We start from the raw sequence: 20,712 nt of genomic DNA, 5'->3' as shown, positions 1-20,712 counted from the left end.
GCCTTTAAAAAGGACTGACTAGGAAATTTTTATCATGTTTAGGATGTTCAATGGTGAAAAAAAAGAGCAAACAAGTAAAGCGTTAATAAAAACAAACAGCGTAACCCCGCAAACTTCTGTAAATAATGAAGAACAAATAACCCCTCTACTTAGAAAAGATGATCAATTAGACGAAATTGACATCTCCTCCTCACCTAAATCTCAGGCTTTAGTTCACCAGGATAATGGCCTGGAAGCACTTTATGACCACTTTATCAAGGAAACGAATGGCGACCCCATCCCTTTTGGTAGAGGTTCAAAGATTGGTTTATTTTTAGAACTTTTAGGAGGTACAGGAGGTGTTTATGCCTGGCCACCTGCTTGGGAATATGCAAAACAGAAAGCACCTTGGCAGGCTTACAGTTTTGCAATTGCTAACCCTATAAGTAATGCTTTATTTTTAATTAAAGCGACCGATGATTTAATTGATACAATTCAAGCAGAAGCGAATGTACCCAAAGAAATTGCAGCCTTACTTGATTCCCCTACAAAAAGAAGTTTAATTGCCAAATATCTAAAGATGGGCTTGGGCTCATTGGTTTGTGTGGTTCCTTTTTCAATTGCTGTTTATTTATTTCCAATACCGGGTTGTGATACCGATTGGTGTCTTGGATTAACAGTATCGCACTCCACATTATCCTCAACTATTTTGCATGGGGTAGCCTGGGGCATTATCCTTACCCCTGATTATTGGTATTATCGTCTTCCAATTCTCCCTTTGGAGAAACTGTATTCCCTGATAAAAAAATCTTGTACTCCGAAAGAGAAACTTGAATTGTTACGGTTAACTGATCTACAACAAACTATTCAAGCAAAATATAAAAATCAACTGATTGGCACTTTTTCAAAAGCAGTACAAGCTATTATCAATCAACGGTCACAAACAGAAGAAGCTGCTGTAAGAACAATTCAAGGTGAAGGTGCATCACTCATCGAGTTTTTTGAATTAGCAAGACTCAATATGCCAGCACTTCCTCCGCCTCCTGCTCATCAATCTTATTTTCGTCGTTTTATTAGCAAAACACATAGTTTTTTGTCGAATGGCGGGATAAGCGTCTTAGGCGCTGGAATTATGATTACCGGTTGTATAGGATGGGTTGCCAATCCAATTTACATTGGTTTTTTAGAAGGATTTAATCTAGGTGAAAGTACTGCTCTGGGAGGTCTTCCTCTTTATTCAACAGCGGTATTGTGCGCTTTTTATGGCATAGGAATTTTTAATCAACTTTATAATTATTTCACAACATGGACGGGTTCAGCACGGGATAAAGTGTCGCCAGAAATAAGGATGTATCCCAAAACATTTGCTCTATATACCTTGGCAAATCTCTATGTTTCCTTTTTTGCGTATGCAAGCGGTGTACAACTAATTAGAACTGTTTTCGCCGATAAAATGTGGGATGACATTAGGCCTGCTTTAGAAGACATAGCAATGCCTACTTTGCAAATACTTTCATTTATTCCGTTAATGGATCTCTTCAGTTTAATGATTCGCAAATCACAAGCAAAATTCGGTTCGCTTGAAAATGATGACACGCTTGCTGCCAGGCTTCTTGTCAAAATGTCTTTGATTATTCACTATATACAGCAGATGAAGGGAGAGGTGTTGATGCAAAGTATTAACCGCTATACTCCTGAACAACAGCAAGCGTTAGGAATAGATCCTGAACAATTTAAAACTGATCTTGAAGCTTTTTCCAAATTAAAAGAACAAATGACTCAGTTGCAAATAGAGCACGTTCCTGTGGATATTGAAACTCCTCGAGGAACCGCTGGCCGAAATAGATTTTTTTCGGCGCAAACATCTAATACCCCTTTATTAGTCGGTAAAGCTCCAATATATGGTTAAAGGAAAACACATGGACTATCAATCTCTTAAAGCCGTAGGAACAGCAGTTGTTATTGGAGGAAATCGCGGTATTGGCTTAGGTTTTGTGAAGGAATACCTAACCGCAGGTTATTGCGTTTATGCGACTTATCGTGAGCAAAGCAATCAAGATGAGTTACTAGCATTGAAAAAAATTTACTCTAACAATCTACTGTTAATTTCTCTAGACGTTAGAGATAAACAAGCTATTGCATACCTTTCTGAAGAAATAAAGGGCTTTATTGATGTTCTAATCCTCAATGCCGGGATTATACGTTGTCCGTCAGGTTCTCATTCTTTAATTGAAACAGAAGAACAACTGCGTGAAACAATGGAAGTGAATACCTTTGCCCATGATAATATCATGCGGGCATTATTCTCAAAATTGCTTCACGCAAACAGCTGTGCAGTTTATATTAGCTCTACTTTGAGTAGTACTGCAGACAATCTTAAAGGACGATTCGGTTCCTACCGAGCCAGCAAGGCAGCAGGCAATATCCTCATGCAAACTTGGAATATTGAATTAGCATCTATATGGTTGAATGAAGGTAATCCTTTGGGCAATCGCCCCTGTGCCTTCCCTATATCTCCAGGATTGGTCCAAACTGATATGGGCGGAGGGCGTGGCGAACTAACCGTAAAACAAAGCGTTTCGCAAATGATTTCTGTAATTGAAAAAGTCAGAGAGCATAAACATTGTTCTCTCTATCTATACGATGGCAGTATATTGCAGTCTTATCCAGAGCCATTAATAGCTTCGGAACAGACTGCCTAAACTTCCTTAAAACTATTGGAACTGGGCTTCGGGTAATACGATAAATTGACTATTAGGACACATAGATAACCACTCAGAGGCTTTTTCAACGGCTGTAATATCCGCTGTCAGTAATAAATAACTTAAGTTGCTTAACTGGCGAATTTCTTCAGGATGACCCAGTAACAATTCCCAATCGGCTGTAGTTAGGCGCAGGTGACTAATTTTTTGAACCTGCAAATACTTCAAATAATTATTTCCATCCGTTTGCGGATTTACTCTTCCCATTGCAAGAGCACCACTTACAAATAACGGCGCTAATAAGCAAGTAAACATTATGGTAAGCGGTAAAGACGAAGATACATCAAAGATCGATTCCGCAGTAAAATTAGTCGTGCGATTTAACCAAAAACTATAATTAATAATGTTTTTGTGAGTCAACGTTTGATAGTCACTTCCATTTTCTCCCGTGATAAAAAGTATTAACGGCTTATCAGCTGAAGAAAGATTTGGCAGAGAATTACTAGCGCTATTTTGAGCAAATACCTCTTGAAGAGTATAGAGGGAGAACAACCCTTGAGAGTTATCTACACCAGAACCTTCTGATCGGATAATGACATCAATCTTTAGAGCTGTTGCAAGCGTATTAATTTGCTTTGCTGAGTACTCCCTTGAAATTGGAGCGCAAATACAACCCGTTTTAGCAATCCCTAAAATTAAAGCAACTGTATCGACTCCTGGCTCAACCGAGATACCGACAAGACTTTGTGAAGGTAAATTGAGCGTATTAATAAACGTTGTGATTTTTTCAGCCTTTTGCCATAACTGATAGTAAGTAAATGCCTGATTACCTTGGTAGACAGCAGGACTATCTGGCGAGCGACAAACAGATTGCTCAAACAAATCAGTAATTGTATTACTAGGCAAAGGAAGATATTTGCCAACCCCCCAAGTAAATAACTTTTCTTGTTCTTCTTCAGTAAGAAAAACAAGTTTATTGATCGATGTCTCTGGATGATGCAAGAGATATTGAAGAATATTATTGATATGAGCTGACATTCTTTCAACTAAAGGAGCGACAGTTCCACCTTGAAAATCCACATCCAATCGATGAGAGATTCTTAGTGAATTGGATTTCTTTTCCACATCAAAATGAATTAAGGAATTTTCAGGTACCTCCCTTGTTTCATTAGAGAGACTACAAGTAATAACACATTCTTTAATCAATGATTTTAACGAGGGCTGTCGAGCATAGATATCACTTAAATAGGAACCTCGCGCAGATAGCAATTTAAGTATTTTACCCACTTCAACTAATACTTGATTGCAAGTAAAATTATCCTGCAAATTCAGAGTCATTGGCAGTAAGTCAGCCCATAACGTATTAAACACTTTAGAATAATCGCCGCTTAAAAAAACAGTCGAATTCTCATAATTATTTAAACGATATAAGTAAATAAATACGCTCGCTAATAAATAATGAGTGGGATTATTTATTGTCTTGCTTAGCTCATCATCAATAGTAATAGACACTAATTCAGAAAGGCAGTGATTTTTGGCAAAAATTCGATCGCAATACGTCGTATGATCAACGGCCTGAGTCAATTGAGCCAACCAAAATTTTTCATGCTTTAGTGCTTTGCTATATAAAGTATGTCCCTCTTGGACAAAGGAACGATTCAATAAGGGTAACTGATGATTGACTTTTAAGCCGTAGTATTGAATAAGTCCATCAGCAGTGATTTGTTTACCCTCAGGAGTAATGAGCTTTTTAAGCAAAACGGGTTCACCTCGTGTCGAAATAAGTAGCCCATTTCCATCGATTGCGAGGATTACTCCCCCTTGAGAACTAGTAGATCTTGCTGTTGATTTCTCTACGTCTAAGACAATGAGGTAATCCTCTTTTAAATACAATTTTAGGGTACCTAAATTATTGCTGTAATTTCCAAAATTGAGTGCACGACAAAACCAATCAATCTGCTGTGCTGTCGCAGTTTCCCAGTTGATAAACCCTAAATCAGGTAATGGATGAGTGAGTCCAAAATAACTACGTATTTCTGTGTTTTGCTTTTTCTTGATGAGTGAAGAGGACTGAATCTTTTCAATAATATCAACAAATCCATTCGTTGCCTCATCAAAGCAACGTAAGTTGAGTGTCAATGCCGTTTCATTTTTTGACAGTTGAAAAGTTGATTGATAAACAATATCCCCTTCGTCAATGCCGTCATTAACCATATGCCAGGTAATGCCATGGGTTGTTTCACCATGAATCAGTGCCCAGGAGGTGGCGTTGACTCCGGCATATTTAGGTAAAATGGAGTCATGGTAGTTTATAGTGCCAAAACGAGCGATTTTTAAATCGGGCTCTTTTAGGATGACACCATTGACAATACTAAATAAATAATCAACCAGGTTTTCCCTATCTTCAGGCAATTGCTCAAGGGAAGTTACCCATGGTATGTCATTTTTTTCACACCATGTTTGGATTGATTTTACTGGAGAAATGACCCATTTAATTTGATGATGATTTTCTAATAAATAGTTGCCACATTGGATTAGCAAATTATCTTGCCCCATTAAAATGCAAGTTAAGCGCATGACTTAATCTCCCATAGAGAACCTGAAATATCGTCCAAACTATTCCCTACTCTGGAAATATGCCAATCCGGTCGAATTAGCAGGTAAGTATAGGGGTAGAGGTGTGGATCAACGTTTAATACATTGATCTGCTTTAATAAAAAAAGCTCATTAATTAATTCAAGATCTGATTCTTGCATTTTTCCTTCACCGCAAATAATCAAATTCCACTGAATCGATGACAATCGTTTATAAATTGTCTCTCCTTGAAAAATCACATGAGGAAGAAAATAACCTGGTTCAGATATTGGTGTATATTCAAACGGTGAGTGCTCATGCCGCTTAGTGGATAACTCTTTCGTTAAAGGAGTATCCAAATAAGAATAACCAAGAGTAAGTCCTGAAGAACATAAGAACTGATTGCCTAAACCTGCATAGGCATGAATATAGGCGTTATAATCCTTCTCAGGGGGGTATTTTTTCTTCAACTCAACAAACTGCTCAGCGTTTTGCTTGGCAAAATTTAAATTGCTTTGCCATACTGGTCTTCGCTCCATTTCATACGTCTCGAGTAATTGACGTGGGGCTTCTTTTTTAATGACAGCGGCTAGTTTCCAGCCTAAATTTTCTGCATCGCCAAATCCAGTATTTAATCCTAAACCGCCTGTAGGAGCAAAAGCATGTGCCGAATCTCCGACCCAAAATATACGATTATCCTTATTGGCAAATTCGGCAAGCTGAACTTGCATATCCCAAAAATAAGAGTCAACAATGACTTTATCAATTGGCATACCAACGATTTTGTCAATAATTGCTGATAAGGTGGACTCATCGGGGTTAAGATTGGGATTACTCCAAACAATTTGCGCTAACCACAATCCTTCCTCAAGATCGATAGGTCCAACAAAAGCCATTGCCCCATCATCAAGAACGAAATACATAATTCCATCTGCAACTGTTTTTTTATTCATAATGTCTTTTGAGACAAATAAGGTACCAAGCATTTTGGTTTGCTCAGATAATTTGCTAAATGGATTATTAAATATTTTTTTAGATGAGCCTGTTGCTCCATCACAACAAGCAAGAAAAGTCGATTGATAGGTTTTTGTGACCTGAGTTAGTTTATCGTAGGCTTGAACAATAATCTGGTCATTAATCAGGGTCATTTCCTCCACGTCATGTTGTTTTAAAAAATCAACACATGGAAAATCCAGCAAGCGTTTTCGTAACACCTCTTCCGTGACCCAAAGAGGAATACGAATACCTTCTTTAGGGGATGCATTTTCTTTTAATTGATTATCGCCCCATGCACTAACAAAATACGAATCACCACATAAGTTAGAACACCATATTCCTGTTTGTGGAAAATCTTTAGGTAATAAAAGACTATCTTCAAGATTCTTGTCTATTCCCCACCGTAGAAAAAACTCCACGGTACGGGCAGACAAGGACTGAGCACGTGGGGTACGCAACGGTTGGGGATGCTTCTCAAGAATTAAAGTACCTATGTTTTGCATACCAAGCTCAATTCCAAGAGCAATCCCAACAGGCCCCCCGCCGACAATGATTACTTCATAATTACGCATTATTTAAATAATCAGCGTTAGGATAGAAAGACATCCACAGCTCAGTAATTTTGTGATTGGCGATAGTGTAAAGCATAATGGCATCCCATTTAACGGGTTCAGAACCATCGCGAGGAATATGTCGTTGTTTCATTCTGACAGAAACTTTTCCCTGCTCTTCGTCAATAAATACTTCTTGAATACCATAATTAACTTCAGCAAATTTTCGCTGAGAAAATTCCAAACGATTTAAAATATCTTCTAGTGTTATCTCATTAAAATCAGAATAAGCTTTAAGATTTTTATCATAAAACGTGGGGATTTTTTCAGCATCACGCTCCTTCCAAGCTTGATAAAAATCATCAATAAATTGCTTGAGCGCTTGTTTATCCATAATAATTCTCCTGAGGATGTTAAGTATGAAACATCTAAATAAATTGGAGAGACTGTTATCCTGCATTTTTCCCGGGATAAACTCTGTGAGAGATTCCGATGTGTTCCATTCAAGATGCAAAAAGTTTACACCGTAATCCTATATCACAAATTCTCTCTTGTGCAGAGTCAGATTTATTGGGATGTCGCGCGGCGATTATCATCCCAGAGCTAAATTGCTGTCAAGTATGTTTTTTGATCATTTTATTCTTTAAAAGAGTACTAAGTTCATAATATAAAACAATTTTAACCACACACTCTTCAAAAAAATTTATTCATGGTGCTTTTATTTAAGTCATCTAAGTGTATAATTTCGCAAACTTAGGATGTCATAAGTTCTATTTTGCCCATTTTTATACTGTTGCGCAGAAATTCTTTCAATTAGCTCACAACGGTAGCAAGCCTGATACTTTGCTAAACGGTCCCAAAATAAGAATTGGATAAAAAATAAGATATAAGGAAGTAATTCTATGGATGAATATACTAGCACTCAATCCTTCTACAAAAAGGCAAAAACAGTTTTATCTCCAGATGTTTTTTCTTTTATTGATGGAGGGAGCCTGGATGAACTTGCATTAAAAAGAAATCGCGAAACTTTCAGTAAAGTACTTATTTCTCCACGAGTTTTGCGAGGAGTAAATAAATCCACAACACAGGTTAAATTATTCGATCATACTCATAGTGCCCCAGTATTAATCGCTCCCGCTGCTTACCAGAGTTTATTATCATCCAAGGGCGAACTGGATATGCTTGAGGCAGCAAATCAATTCAATACCACCATGATTCTGAGTATGTTTTCCTCAATTGATTACACCTTAATCGCCCGAAATAAAAAAGTTCCTGTTTGGTCGCAAATGTATTTTTTAAAAGACAGAGGAATCAATAAAAATTTTATTCAATGGATGGAAGAACTTAATTTTGACGCACTGGTTGTGACAGTCGATGCTCCTGTCTATGCAAAAAAAGAGCGAGAACGCTCCCAACCACTCCGCTTTCCTGAGAATACTTCATTTCCTCATCTTAAAAAGATAGGAATACCTTTTGAAGAATGCTTGAAGACCAAAAGACATCTCTCTACTTTACTCGATCATTCAATCAGTTGGGATGATCTAGATTGGTTGGCTGGAGTAACTAAGCTACCCATCATTTTGAAAGGAATTATTGATCCTCGCGATACTGAAATTGCACTGACTTACCCGAATGTCAAGGGCATTGTTATTTCTAACCATGGTGGAAGACAACTGGATTCAAGTATAGCCCCCTTGGAGGTCATGCATAAACATCGAGAAAAGGCAGGCAATAAAGTAAAACTATTTTTAGACGGAGGAATAGCACGCGGCAGCGATATTTTCAAAGCATTAGCTTTAGGTGCCGACGCGACTTTAACCGGAAGAACAGCATTATGGGCTTTATCTATAGGCGGCAGTGCAGGAGTTTTTCACGCATTATCAATCCTGCAACAAGAGCTGCAAGAAACAATGATTTTATCTGGATGTTCAACAATCAAAGATATAACTTCTGACTATTTAGCGTGCAAGGGTGACACATAATGAAACAAAAAAATGCGACTGGTGCAATTATTGAAAGTATTGCTTATATAGAAATGTATGTAGGCAATCTTTTTCAAACCAAAAATTTCTTCACAAATGCTTTAAAATTTGAGCACGTTGCTACCAAGAAAGTAGAGGATGTGGTTACTTTTTTAATGAAACAAGGGAATATTCATATTCTTCTCACATCAAGTTTAAATCACAATACGCACATTGCTAAACACGTTAATGAATTTGGCGATAGTGTTAAAAAAATTAGCTTTTTTGTACATGATGTAGCCGCATGTTTTGAGGGAGCAGTGAGCAATGGCGCTAAACCTGTTTTCTCACCCCAGGATTTTGATGGTGCCTATGCTGCATCCGTGGAAGTGTTCAATAAGGTAGAGCATGAGTTTTTGCAAATGAATCCCAGCCATAGAATTCCTGGGTTCAAATATAATGAACATGCCTGCAATAAGAACCCTATGATTTATAACATTGATCATATCGCAACGTGCCATCCCAAAAATACAATCGACAAATGGGTGAAATTTTACAAAGACACTTTTTCTTTTTCTGAAAATACCGATGAAGACATTCATTCAGAAGAGAGCGGGATGCACATTACTATAATGAAATCCCCAAACGGAAAAGTGAATTTACCTCTGGTGGAACCCAGCTCTGAACGCTCCCCACTCCATACTTACTTAAAATACAATTATGGCGCGGGAGTCCATCATATTGCATTTCAAACGGATGACATCATTGCCTCAGTAAAACATTATGAACACTTTTTTGGGGAGTTAAGGAAAGCACCGCCCAGCTATTATGATGAAGTAAAAGAACTATATCCTGAGGAGATTAAACGCATTGAAAAAGTTGCTCCTTATGGAATTATGCTCGAGCAAGATGTGAAGGGGATTTTGTTTCAAATATTTACTAAACCCGTAGTAACACGACCTACTCTCTTTCTAGAGTTTGTTCAGCGCGAAGTTTGTGAGGGTTTTGGTACAGTGAATATTAAAGCACTTTATGAAACACTCGAAGCTTAGGCGCATTCAAAATTAATGACGCATGGTCCTGATGCGACCAAATATATTGGTTGCATCAGTCTTACTTTAATAGGGATTACCGTTGTATGATGAATGAACGAATTCAACCCTTAGAAATACAAAAGTATGTCAAACTATCTCAACGTAATGATGTGATTTCTTTTGCGGCAGGTCTACCTGATCTTTCTGTAATGCCACTTGAGCAATTAAAAGAAGCTTATGTGCAATTGCTGCATGAGAATTCTGGATCATTCCAATATCAAGCACCTATTGAGGCACTTAAGCAAAAAATACAAAAAATGATGGCGTCTCAATCCGTGTTCTGCAACCTGGATGAGATATTGATTACTAATGGTGCACAGCAAGCTATCTATTTAACTGCTAATCTATTCCTAAAACCCAAAGCCTCTTTGATGATTGAGGAGTTTGTTTACCCTGGTTTCTTACAGATTGCGAATATGTTTGATTTAAATTACTTACCTATTCCGTCTCTCTTCAATCAAGGTTTAGATTTAAATTATTTAGAAAGTTTGTTAAAAACGAATAAACCGTTACCTTTTTTATATGTAGTATGTAATGGACATAATCCACTAGGGATCACCCTCAATACTCAAATCAGAAAAGAGCTTGCTGTCCTTGCAGAAAAATACAACCTTATTATCGTTGAAGATGACCCTTATGGGTATTTAAATTTTTCTGATGAGCAGTTTTTACCAATGCGTGCGTACACGAAAAACGCCATTTATATTGGTTCATTTTCCAAAACAATCGCACCAGCTGTTCGCACAGGCTGGATAGTTGCTGAAAAGAATATTATTCAAAAATTACAACAACTAAAAGATATGAATGATCTTTATTGTTCAAATACAAACCATTTAGCATTGAATACAGTATTAGATAAATACCCCATGGATGAAATCACCTATCCCCAAAAAATACACTACAAAAGTAAATTAGAATGCATGATCAATGCATTGGAGGAGTTCATAGATATACCCTGTCGCTATATTAAACCAAAACATGGAATGTTTATTTGGTTAGAATTTCTAAGTAATCAGTTTAAATTAGAACATGATAGGATATTTCATAAATCAAATGTTCTCTACATACCAGAGTCCGCTTTTGCAGTAGGAAAATCTACAGGAAAACAAGCCATTAGACTCAGTTTTGCTTATCCAACATTGGATCAAATTATCCTGGGTATTAAAAAATTAGGGGACACCATACAAAAGTCCGCAGGAAAAAACTTTATGATGCCCTGTGAAATTATTTAGCGAGCTTGCTATATTTTTTACGTTTCATCAAAACCCTGAGATTCTCTTTCTTCTTTGAGCAATAGTTTTTTGAGCCACGCAATAAAATTTTTTGACATTTCATGCTAATTTAGATGGGCTGGTTTTTTAACAAGGAGAATAGCAATGAGATGTTATGCTTTAGGAACATGCAGCGGCGATGGCCCTTTTGAATGGTTTATTTCTCTTAGTAATAGTTTTTTTGGCAGTAGCTTTTTTGAAAAACAGATTAAACAAGCCATAGAAAAACATCAGGCAGAAATTACAAATTATTGTGCAGATTTAAATCCCAATGAAACCTATTGGATGGAAAAAGACGGTATTTATATATATGTAAGACGTGTGGTTGATGATTATTGTGGCGTTATAGTCGACAGCAAACTCGATCAAAAACAAATAACCTGGCTTAGTTTGTATTTATTAAAATTTAAGCTGGAAAAGAAAACAATTGCCGCCAACATTGAAGAATTTACTCAGGATTATAAAGTTCGAAAGGTACAAAAAGAAGTTGATGAAACCATGCAAATTATGCTCAAGAATATTGAAAAAATGGAGAAACGAGGTGAAGCTCTGCAAACCTTGGTAACAAAAACACAAGATCTTGAAACATCTTCATTTCAATTTAAAAAGAAAGCCGCGGATTTGAATAGTTGTTGGCCAAGTTGCACGCTTATTTGATATTTCTTATCATAAACCTGTATCGGAATTCTTAAATCAAATACAGGTTTATTTCTCTCTGTTTTAATCTGACATTCAATCATAATATCTGGTATAACGAGCACTCTTCTTTTTTATGAATCTTATTATGAAAGAAATTATCTTAGCCACAGGAAACAAAGGAAAACTTGCAGAAATAGCAGCAATACTTACTCCTGTTCACTGTATATCTCAAATCGAATTAGGCATAGAATCTCCGGAGGAAACGGGTTTGAGTTTTATTGAAAATGCTCTTATCAAGGCAAGACACGCGAGTCGTTTAGGCAACAAACCAGCTTTGGCGGATGACTCCGGTTTAGTCGTGGATATATTAAATGGTGAGCCAGGTATCTATTCGGCACGTTATGCCGGGGCTAATGCTTCAGATGCTGAAAATATTGCTTTATTACTCGATAAACTGGCTCATGTTCCCGAAGCTCAGCGTCAGGCGTACTTCTACTGTGCTATTGCTGTTGTCTCCCATACCAATGATCCAACACCTTTAATTGCTACGGGTAAATTTTCCGGTAGAATCATAAGTGCTCGCGCTGGTGAGGGCGGTTTTGGCTATGATCCTATCTTTTTTATTGACTCAATGGACTGCACAGCTGCTCAATTACCTGCTAAGATTAAAAATACGATTAGCCACCGCGCACAAGCATTGAATCAGCTGCGCCATCTATTTTTTACCGAACTATCATGACTAATATACGAGTATGTTCTTTTGATGAATTGAGCAAGGAAGCACTGTATGAAATTTTAGCCTTGCGTAGTGATGTTTTTATTGTAGAGCAGCAATGTTTTTATCAAGATTTAGATTTTAAAGATCAAGATGCTCAGCACCTTTTGATGTATGACCAGGGTAAATTGATTGCCTATGCTCGCATTTTAGCGTATGGCGATGAAGGTATGAGTTTCGGTCGCCTGGTGACAGCAGCGTCTCATCGCGGCCTTGGACTCGGCAAGCAACTCATGGATTGTATTTTAAGTTACTTAAAGACCCATCATTCTACTCAACCTGTGATAATCACGGCTCAAAATTACCTACGCCATTTCTATGGAACTTATGGTTTTATTGCAGAGGGTGAACCTTTTGACATGGATGGCCTACCCCATGTTCGAATGGTTAAAAGCCCATGAGTTCAAATATAGAAACGTTATTTGCTGAAGCGTATTTGTTACAGCGGCAAAATCAATTATCTGAAGCAATTACACTTTATGAAAAACTTCTAGCCATGGAACCTCGGCATGTGCAAACACTTCATTTTCTTGGCTTAGCCTACGCTCAGCTTGGAGATATTGATACTGCACTTCACTTTCTGCATAACGCGTTGGATTTAGAGCCTGATAATGCCAATCTTCATAATAATCTTGGAAATGCTTATAAAAAAAAGCAACAGTTGAATAAAGCGATTGCTCATTACCAAAAAGCAATTGCGCTCACTCCTCAGTATGCGCAAGCACACCATAACTTGGCAACAGTATACGCGGCACAAAACAATTATCTTAAAGCACTTGAGCATTATCGATTAGCCGTACATGCCGAACCTGATTTTGCAGCAGCGCATTTTAATTTAGGACTATTATTGTTACAAAATAAAGAACTAACTGCCGCAAAAACCCAATTTAAAAATGTTCTGGCGTTACATCAAGATCATCTTGAAGCCAATTTTTATTTGGGTGTATTGAACCTTGAAGAGAATTTGCTGGATGAGGCTGAACAATCGTTTCAAAAGGTTTTGCAGGAAGATAACCATCATATTGAAGCACTTACTAACTTGGGCGTGATTGCTCTTAAACGTGAACAAGGGCAATTGGCTATCGATTATTTCACCAAAGCATTGGCCTTTGACAATAATCATCTCGAAGCCCGTAATAATCTAGCAGGTACTTTTATGCATCATGATCGCTTTGAAAATGCGTTAATGCACTATGACGTTCTCCTCCAACAAGACCCCAAAAATTGTGAATATTTATACAACTCTGGTGTTGCACAAATGGCACTCGGCCACTTAAGTGAAGCTATCAATCATTTCGAAGATATTCTGCAACAAGATCCTCACCATTTTGCTGCCCTAAACAATTTAGCAGCCATTTACATTCGCCTTGAAGATAAAGACAAGGCGAAGGCATTACTGGAGTTAGCAGTCGCCACCAATCCACACGACAGTGCAAGCCAACATATGTTAAGTGCATTAAGTAATAACGAATTAAACCCTAAAGCATCCCCTGAATATGCAACCAATTTATTTAATAATTATGCCTTATATTATGATCAGCATATGACAGGCCCCTTAGCCTACGCACTGCCGCAACATATTGGCCGTATCATTCATCAACTTAACCTGTATAACGTCAAGCATGCACTTGATTTAGGTTGTGGAACTGGTTTAAGTGGTGTTGCCATGCGAGAGGTGAGCAAACACTTAACAGGGGTTGATCTCTCCGCCAAAATGCTCGCCCAAGCTAAAAGGAAATTTATTTATGACAAATTGGTTGAGGCCGAATTGTTGCAATTTCTCGATCAAACACAGCAAAAGTATGACTTGATAGTTGCGGCAGATGTCCTTCCTTATTTTGGAGAACTGGATAGTCTTTTTGGGGCACTTACGCAACGCTTAGGCGTCAAGGGATATTTGATCTTCACCGTAGAGATTAGCGAGGACAAACCGTATTATTTACAACCCACCGCACGTTTTTGCCATAAGCCACATTATATTAAAGCATTGGCCAACAAATATTGCCTTGAAGTCATTCAGCAAGAAAAGGTAAACGCTCGCCAACAAAATCAGCAAGTCCTTGAAGAAATGTTATTTGTTATGCAAAAACAAGAAAACCAATAACCCGAGCATTGGTTGCATCCGACAAACCGAACTACGTCGCCATACCTCCTGACATAGCTTGTCGCAGAGGGTTACCCCCCCAGGACACATTCAACACATCCTATCTCAACTTGTATCAGGGGAGCCCCTCCCAAGAGAAGTTCCCCTGTAGTTGCCTCGGCTTGTCCGAGGCATCCAGATGGTGAGAGTCATCACCTAAGAGAGTTATAGCTCAAGAGAAGAAGAAGAATTCCCAACAGTGGTGCGTTTCTTAGAACAAGGACTCATACAAGAACTTATAAAGGTTTGCGTCAAATGGTCTGCACAATCGATGGGACTTTTTGAGTTAACATCGCAAATATCAACGGAAGCACCTGACTCAATTAATAATTGAATCATGGTATTATCCCTATTTATAACAGCTTCATGCAAAGGGGTTTTCCCCTCTTTATCTTGAATATCGACTGCAGCGCCAGCATCAATTAAAGCACGAGCACAATCAGAATTGCTTTGTTTCACAGCCCAATGTAAGGCTGCTCGCTCATTAGCAAGATCTTGTGAGTTCAACTCATTGGATGACATTGATGCGATTAATACTTTCAGTTCGAATAAACGCCCCCAAGCGGCTGCTCGTCGTAATGCCTGGCCATGAACAGGACTTCCCGTTTCGCTAGATTTTCGCAAAGAATCACAAACTCTTGCCAACTGAACATGCTCTTGAGTTCTTTTAGGCGCTCCAATAAAACTCAGCAACTGTGGTGCTATCCTGCCATTAGCTCTCTCGACAATGTCTTGATTATAGCTAATTAAGCGCGAACTAACAGATGACATGCTCAGAAGATCATTGGTTCTTTCCATCTGTTGTTTGCTAAGTGGCTTGTAGGCGAAAAGTAAGTCGGATAATTCTATAATTAAATCTGGCATAGCACCAAATAATGAGGTATCGTCAGCGACCATTGATTTAACCGCAATAGCCCAAGATGCAACAAACTCATCATTGAGAGTAAAACTTTCTGAATAGCGTTGATAAAAGGGAAGTTTTCCATCATGAAGAACCTCAAGCGTACTTAAGGATCCTGTTGATAAGACCAGGTTACTTGACGCTTGGGATGCCATCCTTCGCATAACTCCATTTTGTAGGGAATCATAATAAGTAATTTGCGGAAATTTTTGCGAGCTTATTAATGTCTTATCATTGTCAAATGCATATTTAATATCATATTTTTGGGTAGAGAAATTACCGACTAGGACATAGTCTGAAAAACCAGTGAGCTTAATATACTGAGAAATCAATTTACTATCGTCTTTTAAGTCGATAGCGGATGCATACATAAAACCATAGGCAGTTGTGGGCAATAATGCCTTTTCTTTAAAAGTTAGGGCCGGTAAATCCTCTGATTTAGTAATGCCTGGTAATCCTATTCTCCCTTTCCCAGGTCCTGCAGTGCCCATAAAAATATCCAGACAATCGAAATACTGATATAAATTGGGTTGACCCTTTTCTAGTTGCAGAAGATATAAAGTTTGGGAAAATAGGCCTGATATAGCATGTTGGTTAACATTACCGACAAACAAAAATTTACTATCGGGAGAAAGTATCTTTTTTACCAGTTCAGCTGGAGCATATTTACAACGGTTTGCTTCAATAAATCCTACTACCTTGTACTTAACAGCATCAAATAACTCCAAACTGGAAAGTCCTACTGTTTCTCCTTCTATGGAAATTTTTCCATCCACAGGTTTACCATAAAGACTTTGATATCGAGACATACCGTCAAGGGTACTCACCAAAATTACCTCAATATCCAATGCTTCTTTGTGAAGCTCTCGAACTATATCCTTGGCAAGTGCACCAGCAAATGCGAAATCACCTTTTGCTGAACTATTATGACAATTGGCGTAGATAACGATTGCGTCTTTCATGTTTGAATACTCGGTTGCTGTTTAAATTACTTTTAAATTTTAAAATCTAAAAATTAACAAAATATTAACAAATGATTTTTTTTTATTCTTTTTGAATTATTTTGTATCAAATAAGCAATAGGAGGAGATAATCCTGGGTTTAGGATTAAAAAGATTCCAGAAAGTAATGGAGTTTTAGTATTAAGATAACTTGAAAAAATTAAGAGAATATTAATTTGATAAACTTAAAGAAAATAGATGTTGAGGCTGCGCCCAACATCTGTAATTCCGATAGAATTATTAAAATGAAAGCACTAAATTTTTGTCTAAACTATGCAATTGCTCTCTAAATAGTGTCTGAATATGTTCAAGACTTGTTTTATCCTTGGCCTCAAAGCGTGCAACCAAACAAGGAGTGGTATTGGACGCCCGTAAAAGCCCCCAACCTTCTGCAAATTCTACCCTTAAACCATCAATTGTTATGATTTGAGCATTCGGAAAATACGCCTGTTCACAAAAACGCTGCATGAAACCAAATTTTTGCTCCTCTGCGATAGGAATTTTGATTTCAGGGGTATTAATGCTATTCGGAATTGCGGCAAATTGCTTGCTAACCGCCAAAGGATTTAAACTTAAAATTTCGAGTAAACGACAAGCACTATAAAGCGCATCATCAAAACCATACCATCTATCTTTAAAAAAAAGATGGCCACTCATTTCACCAGCTAACGCGGCCTTTTCTTCTTTCATCACCGCTTTAACAATAGAATGTCCGGTAGGACACATTTTTCCTACACCACCTGACTCTTGGATAACAGCTCCTAAGTGACTTGAGCATTTCACATCAAAAACAATTGTAGCTCCTTTATTTTTTTCTAAAAGATGGCGAGCGTAGAGCATCAATAATCGATCAGGCCAAATTACTTCGCCTTCATTAGTGACAACACCCAAACGATCTGCATCACCATCAAAGGCAATACCAAGATCGGCTTGATGGTCCAGTACAGCTTGCTTTAGGCCCTTTAAATTCGATTCAACACTGGGATCAGGGTGATGATTAGGAAAGTTTCCATCGACATCGCAATAAAGAGGAATCACTTCACATCCTAATGCTTGAATGACTGGGGGAATAATTGGACCACCAATACCATTCCCACAATCAACAACCACTTTCATAGGACGTTTGAGCTTAATATCATTAACAATTCGCTTTTTGTAAGCAGGCATGATATCAAATTGTTGGTACTCGCCTGCCCCACGAAGTCTTGTACCCGCCACTACCAAATCATAAAGATGATGGATATCTGACTGCACTAATGTTTTTCCGGCAAGGACAATTTTTATGCCATTATAATTTGCAGGGTTGTGGCTGCCTGTTACCATTAAACCACTATCTACCTCTTGCGAATGAGTTGCAAAATACATGACTGGTGTTGCGACAGCACCTAAATCAATTACATTAATACCACTATCAAGCAGACCTTGCAGCAATGCTTTTGCCAACATTTCACTGGTCAATCGGCCATCTCTAGCTACAAAAATCTTGTTACGTTTTAACTCATGCAGACGACAGCTAATGGCAAGACCAATACTATAAAAAGCATCTTTATCCAGTTGTTTGCCAATAATTCCACGAATATCATAGGCTCTGAAAACAGAACGTTCGACCTGTTTTTGCTGATAAACCACTACGCTCTCCCTGAACTACCAAATCCATCCGCCCCACGACTACTCTCAGTAAACGATTCAACAATTTTAAACTCTGGATGCACTATTGGGAGAAAGACTAATTGCGCAATACGATCACCTGGATTGACTGTAAAATGCTCCTGATTCCGATTCCAACAGGAAATCTTAAGCTCACCTTGATAATCAGAATCAATCAAGCCCACCAAATTCCCCAGGACAATCCCATGCTTATGTCCTAAACCAGAACGTGGTAAAATCACCCCTGCCAAATTTGGATCTTCAATATAGATCGCTATTCCAGTGGGTAATAACACTGTCTCTTGAGAGGCGATTTGTAAAGGTTTATCAATACATACGCGCAGATCAAGACCCGCTGAACCTGGGGTCGCATAATGTGGCAGCTCAATACTACTACCTACTCGTGGATCTAAAATTTTTAATTGAATCACCTTTTTCATGTTATTCCTCTACCTTAGACAGTGCTTCATTTTGAATAGTTGCTGCCAGGATTGCAATCATTCGTCCTGCAAGTCGCGCTTTATGGATATATGGGAGTTCTATTTGTTTATCTTTTGTTAATACTGTAACTTGGTTATAGTCGCTACCAAAACCTAAGCCACCACCGACTTGATTAGCAATAATCATATCAATTTTCTTGGTTTTTAACTTCTTTTGTGCATGTTGAATAACATCATTGGTTTCCGCGGCAAATCCAACCACATACGATGCTTTCCCGCTTTGAGCAACACTGGAAAGAATATCTGGGTTTCGTATTAATTTAAGCGTTAACTCTTTACCCGACTCTTTTTTTATTTTCTCATTTGTTGGAGAGGCCATTGAGTAATCTGCCACTGCCGCGGTACCGATAAAAATCATATCGTTCTGTAAATTTGCCATCACCGCGCTATACATATCTTTAGCGGATTCAACGCGGTGTACTTCAACACCAGCAGGGGGAGTTAAACCAGTAGGACCTGTCACCAGAACAACCTTTGCTCCAGCTAAAACTGCAGCCTCGGCCAAAGCATAACCCATCTTTCCAGAACTGTGATTACTTAAATAACGGACTGGGTCAATGGCTTCTCGTGTGGGGCCTGCTGTAATTAATAACGTCTTCCCCACCAGGCATTGATTAATTTCATAGCATCGCAATGCATTTATTATGGCTTGGGTTTCGCTCAAGCGTCCCAATCCCTCTTCACCACACGCTTGTGAACCTTCTTCAGGCCCAACAATAATCACTCCCCGCGCTTTTAATAAAGTGCAATTGGCTTGCGTTGCAGGATGCCTCCACATTGAGCGATTCATTGCAGGACAAATAATAACGGGAGCCTCTGTGACTAGATAAAGCGTGGATAGTAAGTCATCGGCTAAACCATTAGCCATTTTCGCCAAACAATTAGCTGAGGCTGGAGCAATAAGAAGATAATCTGCCCAACGCGCTAACTCAATATGTCCCATTGCACGTTCGGCTTGTTCATCAAACAATGTTGTTCGTACATCATTACCGCTTAACGCCTGGAAAGTCAGGGGTGAAATAAACTGTTGGGCAGAGGCAGTCATTACAACGCGTACATCCACACCCAGATTGGTCAACTCCCGCACTAAATAGGCAGTCTTATAAGCAGCAATACCGCCACAAACACCTAATACAATTTTTTTATTTGCCAAATCTTGCATGGTTTGTCGTTTTTAATAAGAATACCTGCGATCAAACCACAAACTTCGCAATAAAGGAATAACAAATGGCGCAATCTCAAGTCTTGCCGCAATCATTTCGCGTGCGTGAAAAATTATTATCTCATGGTGCCCACATGCTTTCTGATGCTGAATTATTAGCTGTCCTTATCAGCTCAGGGAACAGGAAAAAATCGTGTATGCAGCTTGCGTTGGATTTAATTAAACAATTGGGTGATTTACGCGCTATTCTAAATGCCGATCCAAAAACTTTTAATCAAGTTGACGGACTGGGCATGGTAGGTTATGTACAACTGCAAGCGGCACGAGAAATTTGTCGGCGCAGTGATTTTATTAGCTTGCAAAAAGAAACTCAGCTAACGAACTCTCAGCAAACACACACCTATCTTAAACGGCAGTTAAGAGATCAAAAAAATGAAATCTTTGTGGCTCTATTTTTAGACAGTCAGCATCGTGTATTAGCTTATGAAGAATTATTTCGGGGAACAATCAATGCAACGAATATCTATCCTCGTCCTATTATTGACAGAATTTTTAAGCTAAATGCGGCGGCTGTGATTCTTGCCCACAATCATCCCTCAGGAATTGCAGATGCTAGTCCTGCTGATATAGCAGTAACCACCCGTTTAAGTCATGCTCTGGAACTAATTGATGTTCGTTTGCTTGATCATTTGATCATTGGTGATAATGAAGTTTATTCAATCATCAATAGTATTAAATGGCCTTGCCACTAAACCCGCTAAGATGATTGATTTTATTAGAATTGAACTCTTTCATATTTCACTTTATGCTAGGTGA

The 20,712-nt window shown here is 38.3% G+C and carries 17 protein-coding genes; 10 read left to right on the top strand and 7 right to left on the bottom strand.

Going from position 1 to position 20,712, the window contains the following annotated elements:
- Nucleotides 1-34 precede the first annotated feature (34 nt).
- Complete coding sequence (locus LHA_RS02340; RefSeq protein ID WP_156413569.1) at nt 35-1,888, top strand: hypothetical protein; 1,854 nt, start codon at nt 35-37, stop codon at nt 1,886-1,888.
- A gap of 10 nt (nt 1,889-1,898) precedes the next feature.
- Nucleotides 1,899-2,681 (top strand): SDR family NAD(P)-dependent oxidoreductase, encoded by a 783-nt coding sequence (locus LHA_RS02335; RefSeq protein ID WP_045105114.1) that lies wholly within the window; start codon nt 1,899-1,901, stop codon nt 2,679-2,681.
- A gap of 12 nt (nt 2,682-2,693) precedes the next feature.
- Here the strand turns inward: LHA_RS02335 and LHA_RS02330 are convergent, their stop codons facing one another.
- The 3 genes from LHA_RS02330 to LHA_RS02320 are packed head-to-tail and all read right to left on the bottom strand — an operon-like array spanning nt 2,694 to nt 7,196.
- Nucleotides 2,694-5,258: a formyltransferase family protein gene (locus LHA_RS02330; RefSeq protein WP_045105113.1), complete on the bottom strand. Its 2,565-nt coding sequence runs from the start codon at nt 5,256-5,258 to the stop codon at nt 2,694-2,696.
- Entirely contained in the window at nt 5,249-6,823 is a 1,575-nt protein-coding gene (locus LHA_RS02325; RefSeq protein WP_045105112.1) for an FAD-dependent monooxygenase, read from the bottom strand. Before LHA_RS02325 ends, LHA_RS02330 begins: the two co-directional genes overlap by 10 nt.
- Nucleotides 6,816-7,196 (bottom strand): nuclear transport factor 2 family protein, encoded by a 381-nt coding sequence (locus tag LHA_RS02320; protein WP_045105111.1) that lies wholly within the window; start codon nt 7,194-7,196, stop codon nt 6,816-6,818. The genes LHA_RS02325 and LHA_RS02320 overlap by 8 nt, the downstream gene beginning before the upstream one ends.
- Before the next feature lie 508 nt (nt 7,197-7,704).
- On the opposite strand from LHA_RS02320, the gene LHA_RS02315 reads away from it, so the two are divergent.
- The 7 genes from LHA_RS02315 (at nt 7,705) to LHA_RS02285 (ending at nt 14,646) form a co-directional block, all read left to right on the top strand.
- Nucleotides 7,705-8,784, top strand: a complete 1,080-nt coding sequence (locus LHA_RS02315; RefSeq protein WP_045105110.1) for an alpha-hydroxy acid oxidase — start codon at nt 7,705-7,707, stop codon at nt 8,782-8,784.
- Complete coding sequence (locus LHA_RS02310) at nt 8,784-9,815, top strand: VOC family protein (RefSeq protein WP_045105109.1); 1,032 nt, start codon at nt 8,784-8,786, stop codon at nt 9,813-9,815. The genes LHA_RS02315 and LHA_RS02310 overlap by 1 nt, the downstream gene beginning before the upstream one ends.
- Nucleotides 9,816-9,901: 86 nt before the next feature.
- Complete coding sequence (locus tag LHA_RS02305) at nt 9,902-11,089, top strand: aminotransferase-like domain-containing protein (RefSeq protein ID WP_045105108.1); 1,188 nt, start codon at nt 9,902-9,904, stop codon at nt 11,087-11,089.
- A 144-nt stretch (nt 11,090-11,233) separates the two neighbouring features.
- Nucleotides 11,234-11,785 carry a hypothetical protein gene (locus LHA_RS02300; protein ID WP_045105107.1) on the top strand — a complete coding sequence of 184 codons (552 nt, stop codon included), beginning with the start codon at nt 11,234-11,236 and terminating at the stop codon, nt 11,783-11,785.
- 127 nt (nt 11,786-11,912) lie between these two features.
- Nucleotides 11,913-12,506, top strand: coding sequence for an RdgB/HAM1 family non-canonical purine NTP pyrophosphatase (rdgB, locus tag LHA_RS02295; protein WP_045105106.1), 594 nt, complete (start codon nt 11,913-11,915; stop codon nt 12,504-12,506).
- The gene (locus tag LHA_RS02290; RefSeq protein ID WP_045105105.1) at nt 12,503-12,943 is read left to right on the top strand and encodes a GNAT family N-acetyltransferase; all 441 of its coding nucleotides are present in this window, start codon (nt 12,503-12,505) and stop codon (nt 12,941-12,943) included. The genes rdgB and LHA_RS02290 overlap by 4 nt, the downstream gene beginning before the upstream one ends.
- The gene (locus LHA_RS02285; RefSeq protein WP_045105104.1) at nt 12,940-14,646 is read left to right on the top strand and encodes a tetratricopeptide repeat protein; all 1,707 of its coding nucleotides are present in this window, start codon (nt 12,940-12,942) and stop codon (nt 14,644-14,646) included. The genes LHA_RS02290 and LHA_RS02285 overlap by 4 nt, the downstream gene beginning before the upstream one ends.
- A gap of 204 nt (nt 14,647-14,850) precedes the next feature.
- Here LHA_RS02285 and ankY read toward each other — a convergent pair whose 3' ends face one another.
- From ankY to coaBC, 4 genes are all read right to left on the bottom strand, one after another.
- Nucleotides 14,851-16,548, bottom strand: coding sequence for a Dot/Icm T4SS effector AnkY/LegA9 (ankY, locus tag LHA_RS02280; RefSeq protein WP_065814322.1), 1,698 nt, complete (start codon nt 16,546-16,548; stop codon nt 14,851-14,853).
- Between the two features lie 279 nt (nt 16,549-16,827).
- A complete protein-coding gene (locus LHA_RS02275) occupies nt 16,828-18,216 on the bottom strand; it encodes a phosphomannomutase/phosphoglucomutase (RefSeq protein ID WP_045105103.1) in 1,389 nt (462 codons plus the stop codon).
- Nucleotides 18,216-18,674 carry a dUTP diphosphatase gene (gene dut, locus LHA_RS02270; RefSeq protein WP_045105102.1) on the bottom strand — a complete coding sequence of 153 codons (459 nt, stop codon included), beginning with the start codon at nt 18,672-18,674 and terminating at the stop codon, nt 18,216-18,218. The genes LHA_RS02275 and dut overlap by 1 nt, the downstream gene beginning before the upstream one ends.
- A gap of 1 nt (nt 18,675) precedes the next feature.
- Nucleotides 18,676-19,896 carry a bifunctional phosphopantothenoylcysteine decarboxylase/phosphopantothenate--cysteine ligase CoaBC gene (coaBC, locus tag LHA_RS02265; RefSeq protein ID WP_045105101.1) on the bottom strand — a complete coding sequence of 407 codons (1,221 nt, stop codon included), beginning with the start codon at nt 19,894-19,896 and terminating at the stop codon, nt 18,676-18,678.
- A gap of 65 nt (nt 19,897-19,961) precedes the next feature.
- Between coaBC and radC the strand changes: the two genes are divergently transcribed.
- Nucleotides 19,962-20,648 (top strand): RadC family protein, encoded by a 687-nt coding sequence (gene radC, locus LHA_RS02260; RefSeq protein ID WP_082060260.1) that lies wholly within the window; start codon nt 19,962-19,964, stop codon nt 20,646-20,648.
- Nucleotides 20,649-20,712: the final 64 nt, after the last annotated feature.

Origin of the sequence: Legionella hackeliae, assembly GCF_000953655.1 — a bacterium.
Classification (GTDB): Bacteria; Pseudomonadota; Gammaproteobacteria; order Legionellales; family Legionellaceae; genus Tatlockia; species Tatlockia hackeliae.
This window is presented reverse-complemented; position numbering and strand designations above follow the sequence as displayed.

What these genes read in the sequence shown, in the direction of transcription:
- LHA_RS02330 (WP_045105113.1), bottom strand. Translation starts at nt 5,258, where the DNA reads ATGCGCTTAACTTGCATTTTAATGGGGCAAGATAATTTGCTAATCCAA.
- LHA_RS02310 (WP_045105109.1), top strand. Translation starts at nt 8,784, where the DNA reads ATGAAACAAAAAAATGCGACTGGTGCAATTATTGAAAGTATTGCTTAT.
- rdgB (WP_045105106.1), top strand. Translation starts at nt 11,913, where the DNA reads ATGAAAGAAATTATCTTAGCCACAGGAAACAAAGGAAAACTTGCAGAA.
- coaBC (WP_045105101.1), bottom strand. Translation starts at nt 19,896, where the DNA reads ATGCAAGATTTGGCAAATAAAAAAATTGTATTAGGTGTTTGTGGCGGT.
- LHA_RS02290 (WP_045105105.1), top strand. Translation starts at nt 12,503, where the DNA reads ATGACTAATATACGAGTATGTTCTTTTGATGAATTGAGCAAGGAAGCA.
- LHA_RS02320 (WP_045105111.1), bottom strand. Translation starts at nt 7,196, where the DNA reads ATGGATAAACAAGCGCTCAAGCAATTTATTGATGATTTTTATCAAGCT.
- LHA_RS02325 (WP_045105112.1), bottom strand. Translation starts at nt 6,823, where the DNA reads ATGCGTAATTATGAAGTAATCATTGTCGGCGGGGGGCCTGTTGGGATT.
- LHA_RS02340 (WP_156413569.1), top strand. Translation starts at nt 35, where the DNA reads ATGTTTAGGATGTTCAATGGTGAAAAAAAAGAGCAAACAAGTAAAGCG.
- LHA_RS02285 (WP_045105104.1), top strand. Translation starts at nt 12,940, where the DNA reads ATGAGTTCAAATATAGAAACGTTATTTGCTGAAGCGTATTTGTTACAG.
- dut (WP_045105102.1), bottom strand. Translation starts at nt 18,674, where the DNA reads ATGAAAAAGGTGATTCAATTAAAAATTTTAGATCCACGAGTAGGTAGT.
- LHA_RS02305 (WP_045105108.1), top strand. Translation starts at nt 9,902, where the DNA reads ATGATGAATGAACGAATTCAACCCTTAGAAATACAAAAGTATGTCAAA.
- LHA_RS02335 (WP_045105114.1), top strand. Translation starts at nt 1,899, where the DNA reads ATGGACTATCAATCTCTTAAAGCCGTAGGAACAGCAGTTGTTATTGGA.
- LHA_RS02300 (WP_045105107.1), top strand. Translation starts at nt 11,234, where the DNA reads ATGAGATGTTATGCTTTAGGAACATGCAGCGGCGATGGCCCTTTTGAA.
- radC (WP_082060260.1), top strand. Translation starts at nt 19,962, where the DNA reads ATGGCGCAATCTCAAGTCTTGCCGCAATCATTTCGCGTGCGTGAAAAA.
- LHA_RS02315 (WP_045105110.1), top strand. Translation starts at nt 7,705, where the DNA reads ATGGATGAATATACTAGCACTCAATCCTTCTACAAAAAGGCAAAAACA.
- ankY (WP_065814322.1), bottom strand. Translation starts at nt 16,548, where the DNA reads ATGAAAGACGCAATCGTTATCTACGCCAATTGTCATAATAGTTCAGCA.